The organism is Schleiferia thermophila, assembly GCF_003337435.1.
GTDB classification, from domain to species: Bacteria; Bacteroidota; Bacteroidia; order Flavobacteriales; family Schleiferiaceae; genus Schleiferia; species Schleiferia thermophila.
Genome location: NZ_QPJS01000002.1, coordinates 221,062 through 240,339 on the forward strand (window position 1 = coordinate 221,062; position 19,278 = coordinate 240,339).

General features: G+C 49.1%; 15 protein-coding genes. 14 read left to right on the plus strand and 1 reads right to left on the minus strand.

Features of this window, described 5'->3' with window-relative positions:
• Positions 1-383 precede the first annotated feature (383 nt).
• The 13 genes from DES35_RS06120 to murA all read left to right on the plus strand — a co-directional run bounded on the left by DES35_RS06120 (position 384) and on the right by murA (position 14,627).
• Positions 384-1,295 carry an AEC family transporter gene (locus tag DES35_RS06120; protein ID WP_051889352.1) on the plus strand — a complete coding sequence of 304 codons (912 nt, stop codon included), beginning with the start codon at positions 384-386 and terminating at the stop codon, positions 1,293-1,295.
• 114 nt (positions 1,296-1,409) lie between these two features.
• On the plus strand, positions 1,410-2,423 hold the full coding sequence (recA, locus tag DES35_RS06125) for a recombinase RecA (RefSeq protein WP_037359455.1): 1,014 nt from the start codon (positions 1,410-1,412) through the stop codon (positions 2,421-2,423).
• 32 nt (positions 2,424-2,455) lie between these two features.
• The gene (gene serS, locus DES35_RS06130) at positions 2,456-3,724 is read left to right on the plus strand and encodes a serine--tRNA ligase (RefSeq protein ID WP_037359458.1); all 1,269 of its coding nucleotides are present in this window, start codon (positions 2,456-2,458) and stop codon (positions 3,722-3,724) included.
• 6 nt (positions 3,725-3,730) lie between these two features.
• Complete coding sequence (locus DES35_RS06135) at positions 3,731-4,786, plus strand: NAD(P)/FAD-dependent oxidoreductase (RefSeq protein ID WP_037359461.1); 1,056 nt, start codon at positions 3,731-3,733, stop codon at positions 4,784-4,786.
• Between the two features lie 72 nt (positions 4,787-4,858).
• Positions 4,859-6,250: a YfcC family protein gene (locus tag DES35_RS06140; protein WP_051889353.1), complete on the plus strand. Its 1,392-nt coding sequence runs from the start codon at positions 4,859-4,861 to the stop codon at positions 6,248-6,250.
• 176 nt (positions 6,251-6,426) lie between these two features.
• The gene (atpD, locus tag DES35_RS06145) at positions 6,427-7,935 is read left to right on the plus strand and encodes a F0F1 ATP synthase subunit beta (RefSeq protein ID WP_037359464.1); all 1,509 of its coding nucleotides are present in this window, start codon (positions 6,427-6,429) and stop codon (positions 7,933-7,935) included.
• Between the two features lie 17 nt (positions 7,936-7,952).
• On the plus strand, positions 7,953-8,228 hold the full coding sequence (locus DES35_RS06150) for a F0F1 ATP synthase subunit epsilon (protein WP_037359467.1): 276 nt from the start codon (positions 7,953-7,955) through the stop codon (positions 8,226-8,228).
• A 79-nt stretch (positions 8,229-8,307) separates the two neighbouring features.
• Entirely contained in the window at positions 8,308-8,952 is a 645-nt protein-coding gene (locus DES35_RS06155) for an O-methyltransferase (protein ID WP_114366114.1), read from the plus strand.
• A 22-nt stretch (positions 8,953-8,974) separates the two neighbouring features.
• On the plus strand, positions 8,975-9,622 hold the full coding sequence (locus DES35_RS06160; protein WP_114366251.1) for an AlbA family DNA-binding domain-containing protein: 648 nt from the start codon (positions 8,975-8,977) through the stop codon (positions 9,620-9,622).
• On the plus strand, positions 9,588-10,283 hold the full coding sequence (locus DES35_RS06165) for an alpha/beta hydrolase (RefSeq protein WP_114366115.1): 696 nt from the start codon (positions 9,588-9,590) through the stop codon (positions 10,281-10,283). Before DES35_RS06160 ends, DES35_RS06165 begins: the two co-directional genes overlap by 35 nt.
• A 21-nt stretch (positions 10,284-10,304) precedes the next feature.
• Positions 10,305-12,638, plus strand: a complete 2,334-nt coding sequence (locus DES35_RS06170) for an ATP-dependent helicase (RefSeq protein ID WP_114366116.1) — start codon at positions 10,305-10,307, stop codon at positions 12,636-12,638.
• A gap of 12 nt (positions 12,639-12,650) precedes the next feature.
• Positions 12,651-13,313 carry a DUF4290 domain-containing protein gene (locus DES35_RS06175; protein WP_037359479.1) on the plus strand — a complete coding sequence of 221 codons (663 nt, stop codon included), beginning with the start codon at positions 12,651-12,653 and terminating at the stop codon, positions 13,311-13,313.
• A 3-nt stretch (positions 13,314-13,316) separates the two neighbouring features.
• Positions 13,317-14,627 (plus strand): UDP-N-acetylglucosamine 1-carboxyvinyltransferase, encoded by a 1,311-nt coding sequence (gene murA, locus DES35_RS06180; protein WP_114366117.1) that lies wholly within the window; start codon positions 13,317-13,319, stop codon positions 14,625-14,627.
• Between the two features lie 713 nt (positions 14,628-15,340).
• Here murA and DES35_RS06185 read toward each other — a convergent pair.
• The gene (locus DES35_RS06185; protein WP_114366118.1) at positions 15,341-16,171 is read right to left on the minus strand and encodes an ion transporter; all 831 of its coding nucleotides are present in this window, start codon (positions 16,169-16,171) and stop codon (positions 15,341-15,343) included.
• Between the two features lie 281 nt (positions 16,172-16,452).
• On the opposite strand from DES35_RS06185, the gene DES35_RS06190 reads away from it, so the two are divergent.
• The gene (locus DES35_RS06190) at positions 16,453-19,251 is read left to right on the plus strand and encodes an alpha/beta hydrolase family protein (protein ID WP_114366119.1); all 2,799 of its coding nucleotides are present in this window, start codon (positions 16,453-16,455) and stop codon (positions 19,249-19,251) included.
• Positions 19,252-19,278: the final 27 nt, after the last annotated feature.

Genomic DNA, 19,278 nt, shown 5'->3' on the forward strand with positions numbered 1-19,278 from the left:
TTGATGGGGTTGGTGGAAAGGAAGGTGTGAAAAGTCGTAGAACCATGTGTGCTGATGAATGTCTGTACTGTAAATGAAATGCTGGGTATTGGATTTTGAAGCTGGTGATTAGGTTATCGGGTGGCGTCCTGTAACCTGCGCCAGGGCGGAGGCGGATATGAGCCGTAGCGGGCGGGTTCTGTGGCACACGGGCGAGGAGGCGGAGCGGCAGCAAGCCACCGCAGCCCGATGTGTCACGCCCGATCCGCAAGGGGAATAGGAGCCGCAGACCGGCCCCCGGCCGCCTGTGTAAAAGCGGCCGGGGGAGGCGCCCACGTAAAAAAAAATGATGGAGTGGTGGGGGTTAGAGGAGGTAATTTTGGCCGTTTTTAACCGGGTGACTTTTGGCAAATTTTGTTTTAATTGTATTGTGTCTGCTGATAGGGCAGGGACTGAGGAGGGTGAAGGACTTTCCCAGGGATGGGCACAGGGCATTGAATGCTTTTATCATCTATGTGGCCCTTCCGGCGGTGGCCTTCAGATATGTGCCGGCCATCGAATGGTCAGGGGCTGTGGTGTGGCCGTTTGTGGTGCAATTTGTCGGATTTGGGGTGGCGCTTGGTGCGGTGTGGTTGTTTGGAAGGATGAAACCGTTGGATACGGCTACACGGGGTGCCATGCTGCTGACGATGGGGCTTTGTAACACGAGTTTTGTGGGATTTCCGCTGGTGGAGACCTGGTATGGGGCCGATGCGATACGGGTGGCTCTGCTGAGCGATCAGGGGGCTTTTTTTGTGTTGAGCTTGCTTGGGGTGGGTTTCGCGACTTGGTATGCGGAGGGGCATGTGAGTGTGGGCTATCTGGTGCGAAGGGTGGTGAGTTTTCCGCCGTTTATTGCTTTTGTGCTGGCGGTTTTGTTACCGGTGAACATTTTGCCAGGCTGGTGGGGGGTTCTGATGGAAAAGTTGTCGGCTCCGCTGGTGCCTTTGGCGCTGATTTCTGTATCGTTGCAGATTTCATTTGGAGAGCGGTTTGGGCAGTGGGGGGAGCTGTGGTGGTCGTTGATGGTGAAGCTGGTGGTGGTGCCGGCAGTGGCGCTGGGGATGCTGTGGTGGGTGGCTGACATGCCGGAGGAGTATTTTAAAGTTACGGTTTTTGAATCGGCAATGGCGCCAATGGTGACGGCGTATGTAGTGGCTTCACAGTTTAGATTGAATTCGACTTTGGCAGGGTATACAGTAGGTGTGGGGATACTGCTTTCGCTGCTGAGTACAGCGGGTTGGTACTATCTGCTGGAATGGTGGTGGGAGGGCTAAATGTGGCTGATGGAAATAATTGCCCGGCAAAAGGAAGAATCGGAGTATTTTCAACGCCGGATTGCAGGAGCGGAAGCTGTGATTCAATTGTTTAATATTCAATAATTTGTGTTTATGAGTGCAGATAAAGAGGCCAAGCTCAGAGCGCTTAAGCTCACCCTGGAGAAGATGGACAAGACCTATGGAAAGGGTGCTGTAATGCGTATGGGAGATGCGCCAGTGGAGCAAATGGAAGTAATAAGTACAGGCTCCATAGGGCTTGACGTGGCTCTGGGTGTGGGGGGTTACCCGAAAGGGAGAATTGTGGAAATTTTCGGACCGGAGTCATCGGGTAAAACTACTTTGACACTCCATGCCATAGCAGAGGTGCAAAAGCAGGGTGGTATAGCGGCCTTTATCGATGCCGAGCATGCATTTGACAGATTTTATGCCGAAAAACTGGGAGTGAATACCGATGATTTAATCATATCTCAGCCTGACAATGGGGAACAAGCACTGGAAATCGCAGATAACTTAATCAGATCCGGAGCTATCGACTTGATTGTAATTGACTCTGTGGCTGCCCTGACGCCAAAAAGCGAGATAGAGGGCGAAATGGGGGATTCCAAAGTAGGTCTGCAGGCCCGGCTGATGTCGCAGGCATTGAGAAAGCTGACGGCCACCATCAGCAAAACGAATTGCTGCTGTATTTTCATCAACCAACTCAGGGAGAAAATCGGGGTTATGTTTGGTAATCCGGAAACTACTACCGGTGGTAATGCATTGAAATTTTATGCTTCAGTGAGGATAGACATCCGAAGAAGTACACAAATCAAAGAGGGCGAACAGGTGACTGGCAACCGCGTGAAAGTAAAAGTGGTAAAAAACAAGGTGGCTCCGCCCTTTCGCTCGGCAGAATTTGATATAATGTACGGGGAAGGAATTTCCAAAGTCGGAGAAATCATTGATATGGGAACTGACTTTGGAATCATCAAAAAAAGCGGAAGCTGGTATAGCTACGGCGACACGAGGCTGGCTCAGGGACGCGATGCAGTAAAAATGTTGCTGATGGACAATCCGGAACTGCTGGAAGAACTAGAAACCAAAGTGCGCGAAAAACTCAAGCAGGCTCAGGAAAACAGCAAATAACAACCTGGTCAATTACTAAGATTCTACTGCAAATGCTGGTACTGCAAGAAATCAGGGAAAATAGGGAAAAAGTCATCGAAGCGCTGAAAAAGCGCAATCTGGATGCCGAAGGTTTGGTAAACAGCATACTGGATGCTGATTCCATCCGCAGAGCCATACAGACTGACTTGGACAACATTCGCAACGAAGCCAATCTGATCGGAAAACAGGTAGGCGCTCTGCAAAGAGAAGGCAAAAGGAATGAAGCTCAGGAGCTGATGAACAAAAGTGCAGCGCTTAAAGAACGCATCAAAGAGCTGACCGAGCAGCTTAAAGAAGCTGAAATACAACTTCGCGATATTCTTCTCACTGTGCCCAACGCACCGGCCGGATCGGTAAAGCCCGGTAAATCTGCTGAGGACAATGAAGTGGTGGCCCAATGGGGTGAGCCGCTGCAATTGCCTGATGATGCCAAGCCACACTGGGACATAGCCAGAGAGCTGGACATCATTGATTTTGAGCTTGGGGTAAAGGTGACGGGTAGCGGATTTCCTGTTTACAAAGGAAAAGGTGCCAGATTACAAAGAGCCTTGATTCAGTATTTTTTGGATTACAACACACGTGCCGGGTATTTGGAGGTACAACCTCCTCATTTTGTCAACGAAGCGTCGGGATTTGGCACCGGACAATTGCCCGATAAGGAGGGTCAGATGTATTATATTGAGCGTGACGGGCTCTATGCCATTCCAACGGCAGAAGTGCCTGTGACCAATTTTTTCAGGGATGTGATTTTGTCTGAAAATGAATTGCCTCAAAAGCTTACGGCCTACACTCCTTGTTTTCGCAGAGAAGCCGGCTCTTATGGTGCCCATGTGAGGGGATTAAATCGATTGCATCAGTTTGATAAAGTGGAAATTGTAGTGATCAGCCATCCCGAAGACTCCTATCGGATATTGGAGGAGATGGTAGATCATGTGGCCGGATTGCTGCAGTCGCTGAAATTGCCTTATCGCATTCTGAGACTATGCGGAGGTGATATGGGGTTTGCCAGTGCCATGACCTACGATTTCGAAGTATGGTCTGCGGCACAGAAACGGTGGTTGGAGGTAAGCTCGGTGTCAAATTTCGAAACCTTTCAGGCCAACAGGCTGCAGCTCCGGTTTAAAGACAGCAATGGAAAAAACCGGCTCTGCCACACACTCAACGGCTCTTCACTGGCGCTTCCCCGGGTAGTGGCTGCATTGCTGGAAAACAATTTTGATGGCAATAGGGTAAAGCTGCCGGAAATAGTGGCTCAGTATGCCGGATTTGACTCGATCTGAGAGCTGATGAAGCATCTGCTGCTTGTGGGTCAGGGTATTGCCGGGAGCACGCTGGCTCTTCTGGCCGAAGAAAGGGGTATACGGGTAACCTGTATCGGTCTGCCGGGATTAAGCAACAGCTCGGCAGTGGCCTCAGGCATATGGAATCCGATAGTGTTGAAACGGATGACTCTGGTATGGCGGGCTGCAGAAATGCTGGAAGCACTCGAAGCATTTTACCCAAAAGCACAAGCACTTACAGAAGAGGTGTTTTTTCATCCCATGCCTGTATACAGGATTTTTCACTCTCCGGCAGAAGTCAATGAGTGGCAGGTTAAGAGCACCTTGCCTCTGTGGAATACACTTTTAATTTCCGACCCAGTGGAATTGCCAGCGTATATACGGGCTCCCTACGGAGCCGGTAAGGTGCTGCGGACCGGATATGTAAATACGGTCAAATACATAGAGGGAGTTCAACGCAGATTGCAGTTTTTGGAATGGGCATTCTACGAGCAGTTTTTTTACGACAAGTTGAAAATTAAAGATTCGGGAGTAGAATATCTGGGCTTGTGGTACGATGGGGTGGTTTTTGCAGATGGAATGTATGCCTGGCAGCACAATCCCTGGTTCCCTCGTACATGGATGCGCCCTACGCGGGGGGATGTACTCACGCTCACCGACCTGCCTGCAGACTGGAATTTTATACTACATTTCAGCCACTTTGTAGTGCCGCTGGCTGATGGCCAATGGAAGCTAGGAGCCACTTACGACTTCAAACGACCGACGCCTCAGCCCAACCTGCTGATGGCTGGCCAGATGCTGGATGAACTCAAGTCGGTCGCTGAGGTCACACCTGTCGTGACGAAAGCTGAGGCCGGGGTACGTCCCAATACCAAAGACCGGAGGCCGATGATAGGCTCACATCCTGAGCATCCGCAGGTGTTTTTCATCAATGGATTGGGAAGCCGGGGTGTATTGTTGGCTCCTAAGCTGTCGGAGTGGTTGCTCGATTGGATTACAGAAGGCAGTCCCGTTCCTGAGGAAGCAGATATCAAAAGGTGTTTTCCGAAAAATAAGGATTGAGTCCGGAATTCAAGGGGTATTCGAGTATTTCGACTTTATTTGAAAGCCAAAAAGGAGGCAAAATTTTCCTCAATGAACGCTCAAAATCAAATTGCTGCAAAACCCCTCAACAATTTGCTGCTGATATCAGGCATCCTGATATTGGTATATGTATTGGCATTTATAGTGCCTTCGGGTGAGTACCAACGAAGGCAAGAGGATGGCATCACGGTGGTTGTTCCCGGAAGCTATTCGCAGATTCAAAAAATACGTCCTACGGTAATGGAGCTGCTCTCAGCACCGGCCAGGGGATTCAGTGCCTCTGCTGATGTAATTGCTTTTGTATTGCTGATTGGCGGTGCTTTTGGGGTAATAGGACGTACAGGTGCCCTTGAGGCAGGACTCAAATCAATGGTGCATGTCACCTCCAGACACAAACGCCTAAAAAAACTCTTTCCGGCTCTTTTGCTTATGGTCTTTTCACTGGCGGGAAACACCTTTGGAATGAGTGAGGAAGTCCTTCTTTTTGTAATGATTACAGTTCCTATGGCCCATCAAATGGGGTATGACACGCTCACGGGTTTAGCCATTCCATTTGTGGGAGCTGCGGTTGGATTTGCCGGTGCTGCTTTTAACCCTTTTACCGTGGGGGTAGCGCAGGGAATCGCTCAATTACCCCCGTTCTCCGGATTTGAATATCGGATGGGTGTATGGATGGTGTTTACTTTAGCTGCAATAGCCTATGTGTATGGACATATTCGGAAGGTGGCCAAAAATCCTTCGGCAGGTTTCTTTTCGGATATTCGTGGTTTTGAAACCGGTTCGGACCCAACCCATTCGCGGAATGTGACCACGCTTTTGATCATATTTGGAATGGGGTTGGTACTGATGATGGTCGGGGTCAAATTATGGGAATGGTACATTGCCGAGTTGGCAGGAATGTTTATTGGCATGGCAGTAGTGGTAGCTGTAATCGGAAGGTTACAACCACAGGAAGCAACAGATGCATTTTTAAACGGCTGCAGGGACATGGTACCTGTGGTTGTGGTAATCGGACTTTCGCGGTCCATCCTTGTGCTGGCAGAAGATGCCGGAATTATTGATACACTGTTATACGGCATTGTTCAAGTGACCGAAGGTCTGCCCGGGGAAATTGCTGTGCAGATGATGTTTCTTACACAGGGATTGATCAATTTCTTCATTCCTTCTGGCTCTGGTCAGGCAGCCCTTACCATGCCATTAATGACACCGCTTGCAGACCTGATGCAGATCAACAGACAAACAGCTGTGTTGGCATTTCAGTTTGGCGATGGAATTTTTAACATGATAATACCTACAAGCGGAGTCACGGTGGGAGTCTTGTCTTTGACCGGGATCCCCTTCAATGTCTGGGTGCGATGGTGTATGAAATTAGTACTGTGGTTGGTCATATTGGCAGGGATTGCACTTGCTATCGGAGTATTTTTTCCAAATGTGTGGCAATAAGCGTAATGCACGTGTGACTCCGCCAATGGATGCACAAAGTGTAAAACAAAAATTAAATTTTCCTGGGCAGTTAGAATGTAGGCGAAGCTGGATGTCACAAAATCGAAAAAACATTTTTTTGCCATGGAGGATGATGCCTACTTTTGCCGGCAAATTTCACTAACCCAAATACATTCATGTCAGCCGTAATTGGAAAGATATCACAGGTGATTGGCCCGGTAGTGGATGTCACCTTTGACACTACAAGTAACGAACTTCCCGGAATTTATGAAGCTCTCGAAATAGTGAGAGAAAACGGCCAGAAGCTCATCCTGGAGACCCAACAGCATATTGGAGAAGACACGGTACGCGCTATAGCGATGGACTCAACCGACGGATTACAAAGAGGTCAGGAAGTAAAAGCTTTGGGTACAAGCATTTCCATGCCTACAGGTGAAGCTATCCATGGCCGTCTGTTCAACGTAGTGGGCGAGGCCATTGATGGAATCCGCGATGTAACAGAAGGTAAGAGAAGACCTATACATGCTGCGCCTCCTAAGTTTGAGGAACTTTCCACTTCTACAGAGGTGCTTTACACGGGCATTAAAGTGATCGACCTTATCGAACCCTATGCCAAGGGAGGTAAGATTGGACTCTTTGGGGGTGCCGGTGTTGGAAAGACGGTGTTGATTCAGGAATTGATCAACAACATCGCCAAAGGATATGGCGGTCTGTCGGTATTTGCCGGTGTGGGTGAGCGCACCCGGGAAGGAAACGACCTGCTCCGTGAGATGATCGAATCAGGAATCATCAAATATGGAGACCACTTCTTGGAGTCACTCGAAAAAGGAGGTTGGGACCTTAGCAAAATTGACTTTGAGCAGCTCAAGGAATCCAAGGCGACGTTTGTCTTCGGACAAATGAATGAGCCTCCGGGAGCCCGTGCGCGTGTAGCCCTCTCAGGTCTTACCATTGCCGAATATTTTCGCGATGGTGATGGTGAAGGTCAGGGCCGTGATATCCTTTTCTTTATTGACAACATTTTCCGATTTACACAAGCTGGTTCGGAGGTTTCTGCTCTGTTGGGTCGTATGCCTTCAGCAGTAGGGTATCAGCCTACACTGGCCACAGAGATGGGTGCCATGCAGGAGCGTATCACTTCCACCAAGCGCGGTTCCATTACTTCCGTACAAGCAGTATATGTGCCCGCTGACGACCTTACCGACCCTGCACCAGCCACCACATTTGCACACCTGGACGCTACCACGGTGCTCAGCCGTAAAATTGCCGAGCTCGGCATCTACCCGGCAGTTGACCCGCTGGATTCTACCTCCCGTATTTTAAGCCCCTCAATAGTAGGAGAAGAACACTACCGCTGTGCTCAGCGAGTGAAGCAGATACTGCAACGCTACAAAGAACTTCAGGACATCATCGCCATTCTCGGTATGGATGAGCTTTCTGAGGAAGATAAGCTTGTGGTAAGCAGGGCTCGTCGCGTGCAGAGATTTCTTTCTCAGCCATTCCATGTGGCCGAGCAATTTACCGGTATTCCCGGCGTTTTCGTAAGTATTGAAGATACCATCAAAGGTTTTAATATGATTCTGGACGGTCACATGGACCAATATCCCGAAGCCGCCTTCAACCTGAAAGGTACCATTGAAGACGTGATCGAAGCAGGAGAAAAAATGCTCGCTGAGACCAAATAAGTCGAAATCTTTAAAAGATGAATGTAGAAATCGTATCACCGGAAGGCAAAGTTTTTTCAGGTCAGGCCAAAGCAGTTCAACTGCCGGGAACGAATGGATTGTTCCAGATTCTGGACAACCATGCCCCTTTGATTTCCACTCTGACCAGCGGAAGCATAAAACTTGAAATTTCAGAAAAAACTGCTGACCTCCCGTCTGTATTTGAAAAGACTTCCGGTAGTCAGTACCTCTTGCCCATCAAAGGTGGCGTGGTAGAAGTGCTGGCTAACAAGGTGATTATCCTCGTGGATTAATTATTTTTTCGATACAATGTACCTTCGACCCCGCCACCCATATGGCGGGGTTTTTTTTAATTTGTTAAATACGACACCTATGGATTTTATTCCGGAGCACATCTCTAAATATGCTGAGCAGCACACACGTCATGAAGGCTTCGTTTTGGAAGAGCTGGAAAAGGATACGTACCTCAAAGTCTTGATGCCCAGAATGTGCAGCGGTCATTTGCAGGGGCAAATCCTGCGCATGTTTACTGCCATGATCCGGCCAAAGCGCGTACTCGAAATCGGCACCTACACGGGATATTCAGCCATCGCCATGGCCGAAGTCCTGCCCAGCGGTGCAGAATTACACACCATCGACATCAATGCTGAATTAAAGCCTATGGTCGAAACGTATATAAATAAGGCCGGTATGGAAAGAACCATCAAACTGCACATAGGCAATGCTATGAACATTATCCCCACTCTCGAAGGTTCATGGGATATGGTATTTATCGATGCCGATAAGGAAAACTACCTCAATTATTACCATATGGTATTACCTGCCCTTAAACCGGGAGGCTTTATCATCGCCGATAATGTGCTGTGGAGTGGTAAGGTGTGTGATGAAACAGTCAACGACCCGGAGACCCGTGCACTCCGGGAATTCAACACTTTCGTTCACAATGACCAACGCGTAGAAAATGTATTGCTCCCGGTGCGCGACGGATTGATGATAATGCGCAAAATAAGTGAATGAAGACTTTAAAATTCCCATACCAATGCAACTACAGGCTCCGTCCTATCTGTCTGAACTTATCAGCCATGGCGAAGGACTTCAGCTGGATTTCAAATTTGCTATCAACGACAGCCGGAAGATTGCCATCAGTCTGTCTGCCTTTGCCAATACAAAAGGCGGCAGGCTATTGATTGGAGTGAAAGACAACGGGCGCATTGCCGGGGTCAGAAGCGATGAAGAATTTTACATGATCGAAGCTGCCAACGATCTATACCTGAACAGGCCCCTTTCACTCACAGTAGTGGAACATGAAGTAGAGGGCAAAAAAGTGCTGGAAGTCGTCGTGCCGGAAGATCAGGTCAAAGGAATTAAAGCCCAGGACATTCACCGAAAATCATGGGCGTACATCCGACACCTGGACCAGAATCTCCTCGCCTCACCCGTTCACCTGGAGCTGTGGCGATATGCATCCGATACTGCACCAAAAAAACGCCTGAGCCAAAAGCAAATCGTAGACGGACTAAAAATCATCGAAAATTTTCCCACAGGTATTTCACTGGAAAATTTTCAGAAAAACACCGGTCTTCAGCGCAGGCGGGCCGCTGAGCTACTCGCCCGATTTATCTACTGGAACCTGGTGGACACACACATCGTCAATGGCCGAATTTTATTCACAAGTGCAGACCAATAATCACGTGTATCTAATTTCCGGTCTGGGAGCAGATCAAAGAGCATTTAGCCTGCTTACCAGATATTTTCAACACAAGCATACATTCCTTCCCTGGATTGAACCTCTTTCTGATGAGCCACTCGAGGCCTATGCCCTCAGAATGGCCCGTGGAAAAATAGATACCCGTTTCAAACGTCGTATCGGCATAGGACTTTCCTTTGGTGGAATAATCGGCAGAGCATTACTGGAAAAAAACCTGCTTACCCATCTGATACTGATTTCCTCCGTGAAATCACCGGCCGAATTCAGACCCCTTTTTCGAATTTTAAGAGTGGTTCCGGTCTATAGATGGGTACCAGCCACAGCACTTAAAAAAATTCTTTTGAACAGCGGACTGATCATACCGTCCGCCTTACGACACGAGCATCAGTGCATTATGGCCGAAATGTTTGCTCAGCACTCAGCCAGCTATTACAAATGGGCAATTCATACCTTCCTGCAGATGCCGTCCCTGCCACACCGTGAAAATATTTATCACGTCCATGGCACTCATGACGAAGTCTTCCCCATTCGATATATTTGCAATGCCATTGAAATAGCAGGCGGCTCCCATCTGATGATTTTAACCCGTGGGAAAGACATCAGCCGCATCATAGAGCAGATTGTAAGTGACCTATCGTGAAAAGATCATAGCATACCGAATTTGAATACCGAAAACCTCTTAAAGGAACTCAACGATGTGCAGCGCGAAGCCGTATTGCACACAGAAGGCCCGGTCATGATCATTGCAGGTGCAGGCTCGGGAAAAACCCGTGTCCTTACCTATCGCATTGCATGGCTTATGCTACAGGGCACCGACCCTTTCAATATCCTGGCCCTAACCTTTACCAACAAAGCCGCCCGGGAAATGAAAGAGCGCATTGCAGCGGTCGTAGGACATTCCGAGGCCAAAAATCTCTGGATGGGCACTTTTCACTCCATCTTTGCCCGATTGCTACGCATCGATGGACATATGCTCGGCTATCCGTCCAACTTTACCATCTACGACACCGATGACTCCGAAAAACTCATCACCCAAATCGTAAAAGAAAAAAACCTCGACAAAGACCTCTATAAACCCAAAAAAATCCTCAACCGAATCTCTTCCCTGAAAAACAACCTAATCATACCACAGTATTACGACAACTTTCCTGAGCTTAGAGAATACGACGAAGCAGCAAAAATTCCCGACTTTAAAAACATTTACACCGCCTATGTGGAGCGTTGTTTCAAAGCAGGTGCTATGGATTTCGACGACATCCTGCTCAAAACCAACGAGCTGCTCGGCACATTTCCGGAAATTCTGGCCAAGTATCAGGACCGCTTCCGCTATATCCTCGTAGACGAGTATCAAGACACCAACCACAGCCAATACATCATCATCAAGGCACTGGCCAATAAATTTGAAAACATCTGCGTGGTAGGCGACGACGCCCAGTCCATCTACGCCTTCCGGGGAGCCAACATTCGCAATATCCTCAGCTTCCAAAAAGACTATCCCGACTGCCAAATCTTCAAACTCGAACAAAACTACCGCTCTACCCAACACATCGTAAATGCAGCAAATTCCGTAATAGCCAACAACCGCGACCAGCTGAAGAAAAATGTATGGACTTCCAATGAGACCGGCGAAAAAATTACCATCTACAAAGCCCTTAACGAAACCGAAGAAGCCCACTACATCGCAGAGCGCATCATGGAGCGCCATCTGACCTACCAGATGCCTTACAGCGATTTTGCGATTCTCTATCGCACCAATGCACAAAGCCGCGCATTGGAAGAGCAACTCCGTCGCAAAAACATTCCCTATCGCATCTACGGCGGAATGAGTTTCTACCAACGCAAAGAAGTAAAAGACTTACTCGCCTATCTGCGCCTGGCCGTAAATCCGCACGACGAAGAAGCCCTACGTCGTGTAATTAACTATCCTGCCCGCGGCATCGGGCAGACCACTGTAGAGCGCCTTACCATCCTGGCCGACCAACACAACACCACCCTCTGGGACATCTGCCGGAATGCCATCAATTTCAAAAATGAACTGGGAACCGCCCCGGCCCAAAAAGTCAGTGACTTTGCAACTATGATCACCGAGTTTGGCGTTCGTGCCCGAAGAGAAAGCGCATGGGATGCAGCGGAGCACATCTTCAAAGCATCCGGCATCCTAAGAGCACTCAACGACGACAAAACCGAAGAAGGCATCTCACGCCTTGGAAATGTCCAGGAATTGCTCAACAACATAAAATCCTTCACCGATACCCAACTCAGCCTCGAAGAAAACAACGACATCTCGCTCGACTACTTTCTTCAGGACATCGCCCTGCTTACATCTACCGACCAGCAAGACGACGGTGAGCCCAACAAAGTCTCCCTCATGACACTCCATCTGGCCAAAGGCCTCGAATTTCCCGTCGTCTTCATTTCCGGAATGGAAGAAGAACTCTTCCCCTCATCCCAGATGGTCAATACCCGTGCTGACCTCGAAGAAGAACGCCGTCTCTTCTACGTCGGCATGACCCGCGCCAAAAAAAAGCTCTTTCTCACATTCACCCACATGCGCATGCGCTACGGCAAAACCAACGATTGCGAGCCCAGCCGATTTCTTGATGAAATCGACGACCAATACACCGAACTCATTCTGCCTGCCTTCCACCGTAGCCAGCCAACCTTCCTCTCAGGGCCGGCATGGGGTGCCGGGCCCGCCAACAACCACTCATCCGGCCCTTTTGCCCCCATCGGCACCTCCAGACAAAAAACGCCTCACCTCGCCACCCGCCCTTCCAGCACAGCATCCAATGCTCTCCCACCTGAAAAACCCCAAGGCGAAATCCTGACCCACACCGTACCCGGAGACCGGGTCTTTCACGAAAAATTCGGATATGGCAACGTATTGGAAGTCGAAGGCTCTGGCGTCAATGTCAAAGCTACAGTAGCCTTTGACCAGGCCGGCCAGAAAAAATTACTCCTCCAATATGCCAAACTCATCAAAGTAAAACCCTGAACCACACCAACCATGTCAGATACAAAAAGTCTTACCTACAACACCAGTAAAGATCCACTCCGCATTCCAGAATACGGCCGTGTCGTCCATGAAATGATACGCCATACCCTAAGCCTCCCCGATCGCGAGCAGCGCAGCAAAGCAGCCAGAGCCATTATCGAAGTCATTGGAAATCTCAACCCACAGCTTCGCGACCAACCCGATTTCCGCCATAAACTCTGGGACCACCTTTTTATAATGTCCGATTTTCAGCTCGATGTTGACGCACCCTACCCCATACCCACCCGCGAACAGCTCACCGAACCTCCACGACGCCTTCAATACCCCCAAAAAACTCACAGACACCGCTACTACGGCTCCATCATCCGCCAGATGATCAAAAAAGCCTCCGATATGCCCGAGGGAGAAGAAAAAATTCAATACATCCGCCTGATTGCCAATCAAATGAAGAAAACCTATCTTCAGTGGAATAAAGACACCGTCGAAGACCAAGTCATCATCGACGACCTCGTCGAACTCTCAAACGGAAAACTCCAAATCTCCGACCTCACCCTTACTTCCAGCTCCACACTTAAAAAACTCACAACCCCGACCAATCAATCAGGCAAAAAGAAAAACGGATACAAAAAAAACCAAAAAGCCTACGGTAAGCACAAGAAAAACTTTAAAAAATAATCCATGAGCCAGTTTAAAATACGCGGAGGCAAGCCTCTGAAAGGCGACATCGTGCCGCAAGGAGCCAAAAACGAAGCCCTTCAGGTCATCTGCGCTACCCTGCTCACCCCCGAGCCCGTCACCATCAGCAATCTGCCCGATATAGTTGACGTACGCAAACTCATCGATCTGCTTGCCGCCCTAGGGGTCAAAATCACCCCACACTCCCCAAACGAATATACCTTTCAGGCCGATACCATCGACATCGACTACCTGTATACCGACGACTTTCGCCGGCGAGGTGCAGCTTTGCGCGGCTCTGTCATGATCGTGGGCCCACTGCTCGCCCGCTTCGGAAAAGGGTACATCCCCAAGCCCGGAGGCGACAAAATAGGACGCCGGCGACTCGACACCCACTTCGATGGGTTCATAAAACTCGGAGCCCGCCTACGCGGCAATCCCGGCGAAAACTTCTACGGAGTAGAAACCCACAGCCCATTACAAGGCACCTATATGCTCCTCGAGGAGGCCTCCGTCACAGGCACAGCCAATATCCTCATGGCCGCCGTGCTCGCCCGAGGCACCACCACTATCTACCATGCCGCCTGCGAACCCTACATCCAGCAGCTCTGCCGAATGCTCAACTCCATGGGCGCCCGCATTACCGGCATAGGCTCCAATCTCCTAACCATCGAAGGAGTCACCTCCCTCCACGGCACCACCCATCGCTGTCTGCCCGATATGATTGAAGTTGGCTCATTCATCGGCTTAGCAGCCATCACCGGGAGCGACATTACCATCCGAAATGCAGGCGTCCCATATCTGGGCCAGATCCCTTCCGTCTTCCGAAAACTTGGCATCACCCTACACATCATCGGCGACGACATCCACATACCCCCACACGATCACTACGAAATCGACACCTTCATGGACGGCTCCATCATGACCATCTCCGATGCCCCATGGCCAGGCTTCACACCCGACCTGCTCTCCATCGTACTCGTCACAGCCACTCAGGCACGCGGCAGCGTACTCATCCACCAGAAAATGTTCGAATCCAGGCTTTTCTTCGTCGATAAGCTCATCGATATGGGCGCACAGATCATTCTCTGCGACCCCCACCGCGCCACCGTCATAGGCCTCGACCGCCGTCAGCCACTACGCCCCGCTACTATGAGCTCACCCGACATCCGCGCTGGTGTGTCCCTACTCATCGCAGCCCTCAGTGCCGATGGCACTTCCATCATCCAAAACATCGAACAAATCGACCGCGGATACCAAAACATCGAGCATCGGCTTCGGCTGTTGGGAGCCGACATCGAGCGAATCCCCTGATTCAAAATTGTACATTGGGCGCCTCCCCCGGCCATCCAGGGGAGGCCGGGGGCCGGTCTACGGCTCCTATTCCCCTTGCAGACCGGGCGTAGACCATCGGGCTGCGGTGGCTCGCTGCCGCTCCGCCTCCTCGCCCGTGGGCTACTTTGCCCGCCTGCTGCGGCTCATATCCGCCTCCGCCCTGGCGCGGAACTCACACTGGTAGACATCTACACTTGAAGTACTTCAGGCTTCCATACCAAAGTCTCACACATCACAACCTCCAGCCAACCGCAATCCATTTGCTCCGCTTCCCGCAATCAAGCATTTACTACCAATACGGCTACGTAATAGCGCATTTATCATTTTTCAACAAAACCTGTTAAGCAACTTCCAACTGTGCCAAAGTGGGAGATACTCCCGCAAAAAATTCCCGTAAGTACGCGACAGTCCGATGCATACCGTGTAATGGGAATTTTGCCACAGCCTGAACCACCCCCCACACTTCCGCAAGTACACGACTGTACCAATCCATCCCTCTGCCTCTACTCAGCAACTGTATCCTCAAAGGACTATAAAGAACTTCCCTGCATCCGGCCAGTATTCACCATATTTGGACAAGGCTATTGTCAATAGGCCATATGGATGAGCAGATCAATATCCGGTTTCCACCGTCATCCGCATGAAATCCCTCCCATGTACCAACCGGATATGTAGGCTGTGCAACTTATCACTTATTCCTTGAGCTGCTTACCACAATGAGGGCATGTGGTGCTTGCTTCCTTCGAATCCTTTTCTGTGTCCTCTTGTGCAATTTTCTGTAACTCCGTGCTGAATCCACCTGCCAAAATACCAGCCGGTAAGGCAAAAAGACCAATTCCCATGAGAGCGATAATTCCCCCCAGAAATTTTCCAACCGGAGTTATGGGATGCATATCTCCATAACCCACCGTGGTCAGGGTGATAATGCCCCACCACATCGTTTCCGGTATGCTGCGAAAAACTTCCGGCTGGGCTTTGTTTTCTACATAAAACATCAGAAAAGAAACAAATATCAGCATGATGATAATGAAAAACAAGGCAAACATCAGCTCCTGAAACTTTGCTCTGAAAACTCGACCCAGCAGTTGAAGAGCCGTAAAATACCTGAAAAGCTTAAAAATCCGAAACAGCCTGAAGACCATCAGATAGTAATAATTTAGCCCAAACATGAAGTTGAGATAGAAAGGCAAAATGGCCAGCAAATCCACGATCCCATAAAAACTCAGCACAAAGCCCACTCTAGGTCTTTTAAATCTGGAATACACTTCTGTGACAGGAGCTATCCAGATTCTAAGCACGTATTCGATAGTGAAAAACAATACAGTAAATACCTCAAGCAGATAAAAATTCTGTCGGTAGTAAAGCGGAATATCCGGTACTGAATCGATGATGAGTACCGTGAGGTTTACAATGATAATAAGGGTGATAAATACATCTATGGCTTTTGCCCATCCAGATTCAGCAGTTCCAGGTTCGAGCAGATAGGCACATCGCTCTTTTAGTTTTTGATATGTTTTCCTCATGCACGGAAAGTACTAAAAACACAACACAGCACCAAATATGAAAGTAGCCGTCAATATTTTATCAAAAAGTTTTGTAGGGGATTCAAATTTGCTTGCAGAAATTTTCCTGTGATATCACTACATTGGCAGGAGTGAGCGATGATTCAAAAAAGCTTATGGAAAAGATGTTTTTCTTGTTTTTACTTCATTGGTCCCTGTTGCATGTAAGCAGGATACTGTAAAGATCACAGGCGCACGGGTTTGGCTTATCATATTTATTTTGTACATCCATAATCCAATCTATGAAAGAGTACTCATTCGCACGGGTAAAATATGCAGTTGTATGTGTATGTGTGAGTTTTTCGGCTATTGGCCAGATGGGGCAAAGCTTTGATCCAGACATAATTGAAAAATTTCATCACCTGAGAGATGAAAAAGTCAGCCGCGATTCCAAATGGATGGCCTGGAAAGTTGGGCCGGTAGAGGGCGATGGCTATATGATGCTTCTCAACAACGATGGCGGAGATACTATCCGACTCGACCGGTGTATTCAAGTGCATTTTAATTACCTGTCTGATTACGCCCTCGCTATCGTAAGTCCGCCTTTTGAAGAGGTTCGAAATGCCAAGCTTGCTAAAAAACCAAAAGATAAATGGCCAAAAAACATCCTGATTCGGATATCTGCTAGTTTTCAGATTGATACTGTAGGTGAGGTGGAGAGGCTTTACTTCCCCGAAAAGTCGACGGAAGTAGTCTACTTTACAGCTCCTTCCCGGCCGAAACAGACCGTAAAAGATAGCACTGAAGCCGATACAGCAGCATCAAAGCCATCCAAAATCACGACTCCTAAAGAAAAGCCTCTGTATCGACTTAATATAAAGACGGGTGACACGCTGTTTCTGGCATATCCTACGGATGTAGGGGTCTCTGCCGATGGCATGTGGCTTTTGTATGCCTCGAAAAATCCAGAAACATCGTCCGAAAAAAAAATTCTCAGACTGTTTAAATCGTCTGACGCGACTCACCAGGTGCTCGATACACTTTCATTTGAATTCAGAAAGTTGCTTGTCTCGGATCATGGTACATACATTTCATGGTTGGCACAGTCGGATAGTGCTGCTGATCCGCCGATATGGAAGTGGACGCTGGCATGCAATGCCAGGGGAAAGCAAGTCCAGATTCAGATTACGGATACGCTTGCTTTGAACGGATACTTTAATGCCGATGGCGATTGGATGTTTTCGGAGTCGGAAAACAGGCTGTACCTGACAATGCATACAGGCAGACCAGGGAAACAAAACCCTGATTCAACAAAGCTTGAAGATGAAAGGCCTGAATTCGATCTCTACACGCACGCAGACTACCATCTGATGTCATGGCAGCTGGCAAATCTCGGTCAGTTGCGCAGCAAGGGACTCAAAGCGGTCTATCACACCGGAAAAAATAAACTGGTGATGATAACTTCGGATATCGAAGAATACGCTTACATCGATACAAAAAAGGATGACCCCTATATACTGGTGCGATTGGATGAAGGTCTGAAGGAGGGAAGGAATTGGGAATTTCCCAATGAGTTTTCTTATCAATTGGTGCATACAGATGATGGGAGGAGAATACCGGTGGTCAGAAAAGTTCGCTCAGGTGCAGTCCTATCGCCTGGCGGGCAGTTTGTCACCTGGTTTGATCCAGAGGAGCGGGTTTGGAAGTGTTTTAGGGTAAGAGATCAATCAGTGGTGATGTTGGGTGCAGATGTGGCTACAGAATGGCACCAGGCCAGCCATGATCTTCCGTCACCTCCTCCTGCCTTTGGGTTGGCAGGGTTCACTGCTGGTGATCGCCGGGTGTGGATATACGACCGGCATCATATCTATGCTTGTGATCCAAATGGCAGAGCAAAAAGCGTAAAAGTCAGTCATTTTTCGGACCAGGACCATGAGGTTCGTTATCGCGGGATTTATCAGAGAGAGAATTTTATAGGTCAGGTCAGTGGGTCGGCTTTGCTTGTGCAAAAAAATCTCCACTCTCTTGAAGAAAAGCTGGTGTTGGTGAGTCTTCGCAAGGGCAATGTCCTAAATAGCCGTGCGCTCAACAAATCGCTGCTGCGTATACTGGGGGGTGAGTTTGGACAATGGTTTCTGCTACGGGAAGAGAGTTATCTGCAGTATCCTGAAATACAAACGGCAGATTCGGAATTGGAGCGTTTTCGCCAATGGTCGGATCTTGGCCTTCAGTACGATGGATTCAGGCGGGGTCAGGTTTTCAAATTTCCATATGAGGTGCGGCTTTCCAACGATTCGTTGGTAGCGCTCGAGGGGCTGGTATACCTGGATACGACTGCAGCAGAAAAACAGCCGGGCATTGTTTACTTCTACGAGCGCAATGCCGAGAATATGCATCGCCACTATTCACCGCGCTTTAGCAGGAGTATTATCAATCCGCTGGTGTATGTTTCGCATGGATATGCGGTGATCATACCGGATATTGTATATACGACGGGCAATCCGGGGCAGGATGCTTTGAAGTGTGTGACGGCCGCAGTGGATTCAGCACTCAGGTTGTTTGACCGCATCGACGGGTCACGGCTTGGGGTCAACGGACAAAGCTGGGGGGGCTATCAGGTGGCCTATATCATCACGCAGACAAACCGGTACAAGTCCGCCTTTGCCGGTGCTCCGGTGGCCAATATGACGAGCGCATACGGCGGCATCCGATGGGGTACCGGGCATAGCCGCATCTCCCAATACGAGCAGGGGCAGAGCCGGATAGGCGCTGCTCTGTGGGACAATCCGCAGGCCTACATCCAAAACAGTCCTCTCTTTCACCTGCCCGGTGTTGAGACTCCACTGCTGATCATGCACAACGACCGCGATGGTGCGGTACCTTATTATCAGGGGATAGAACTCTTCATGGGACTGAACCGACTCAAAAAGCCTGTGTGGATGCTGGTGTACAACAAGGAAGACCACAATCTGACACAGCTTAAGAATATGCGCGATTTGACGGGTAAGGTGCTGGATTTTTACAATCATTTTCTCAAAGGTGAGCCAATGCCTGAGTGGATGAAGGGAATACCGGCTACACGGAAGGGTTTGGACTTTTAGTTTCCGGGAAATTTAGGGAGGGTCGTA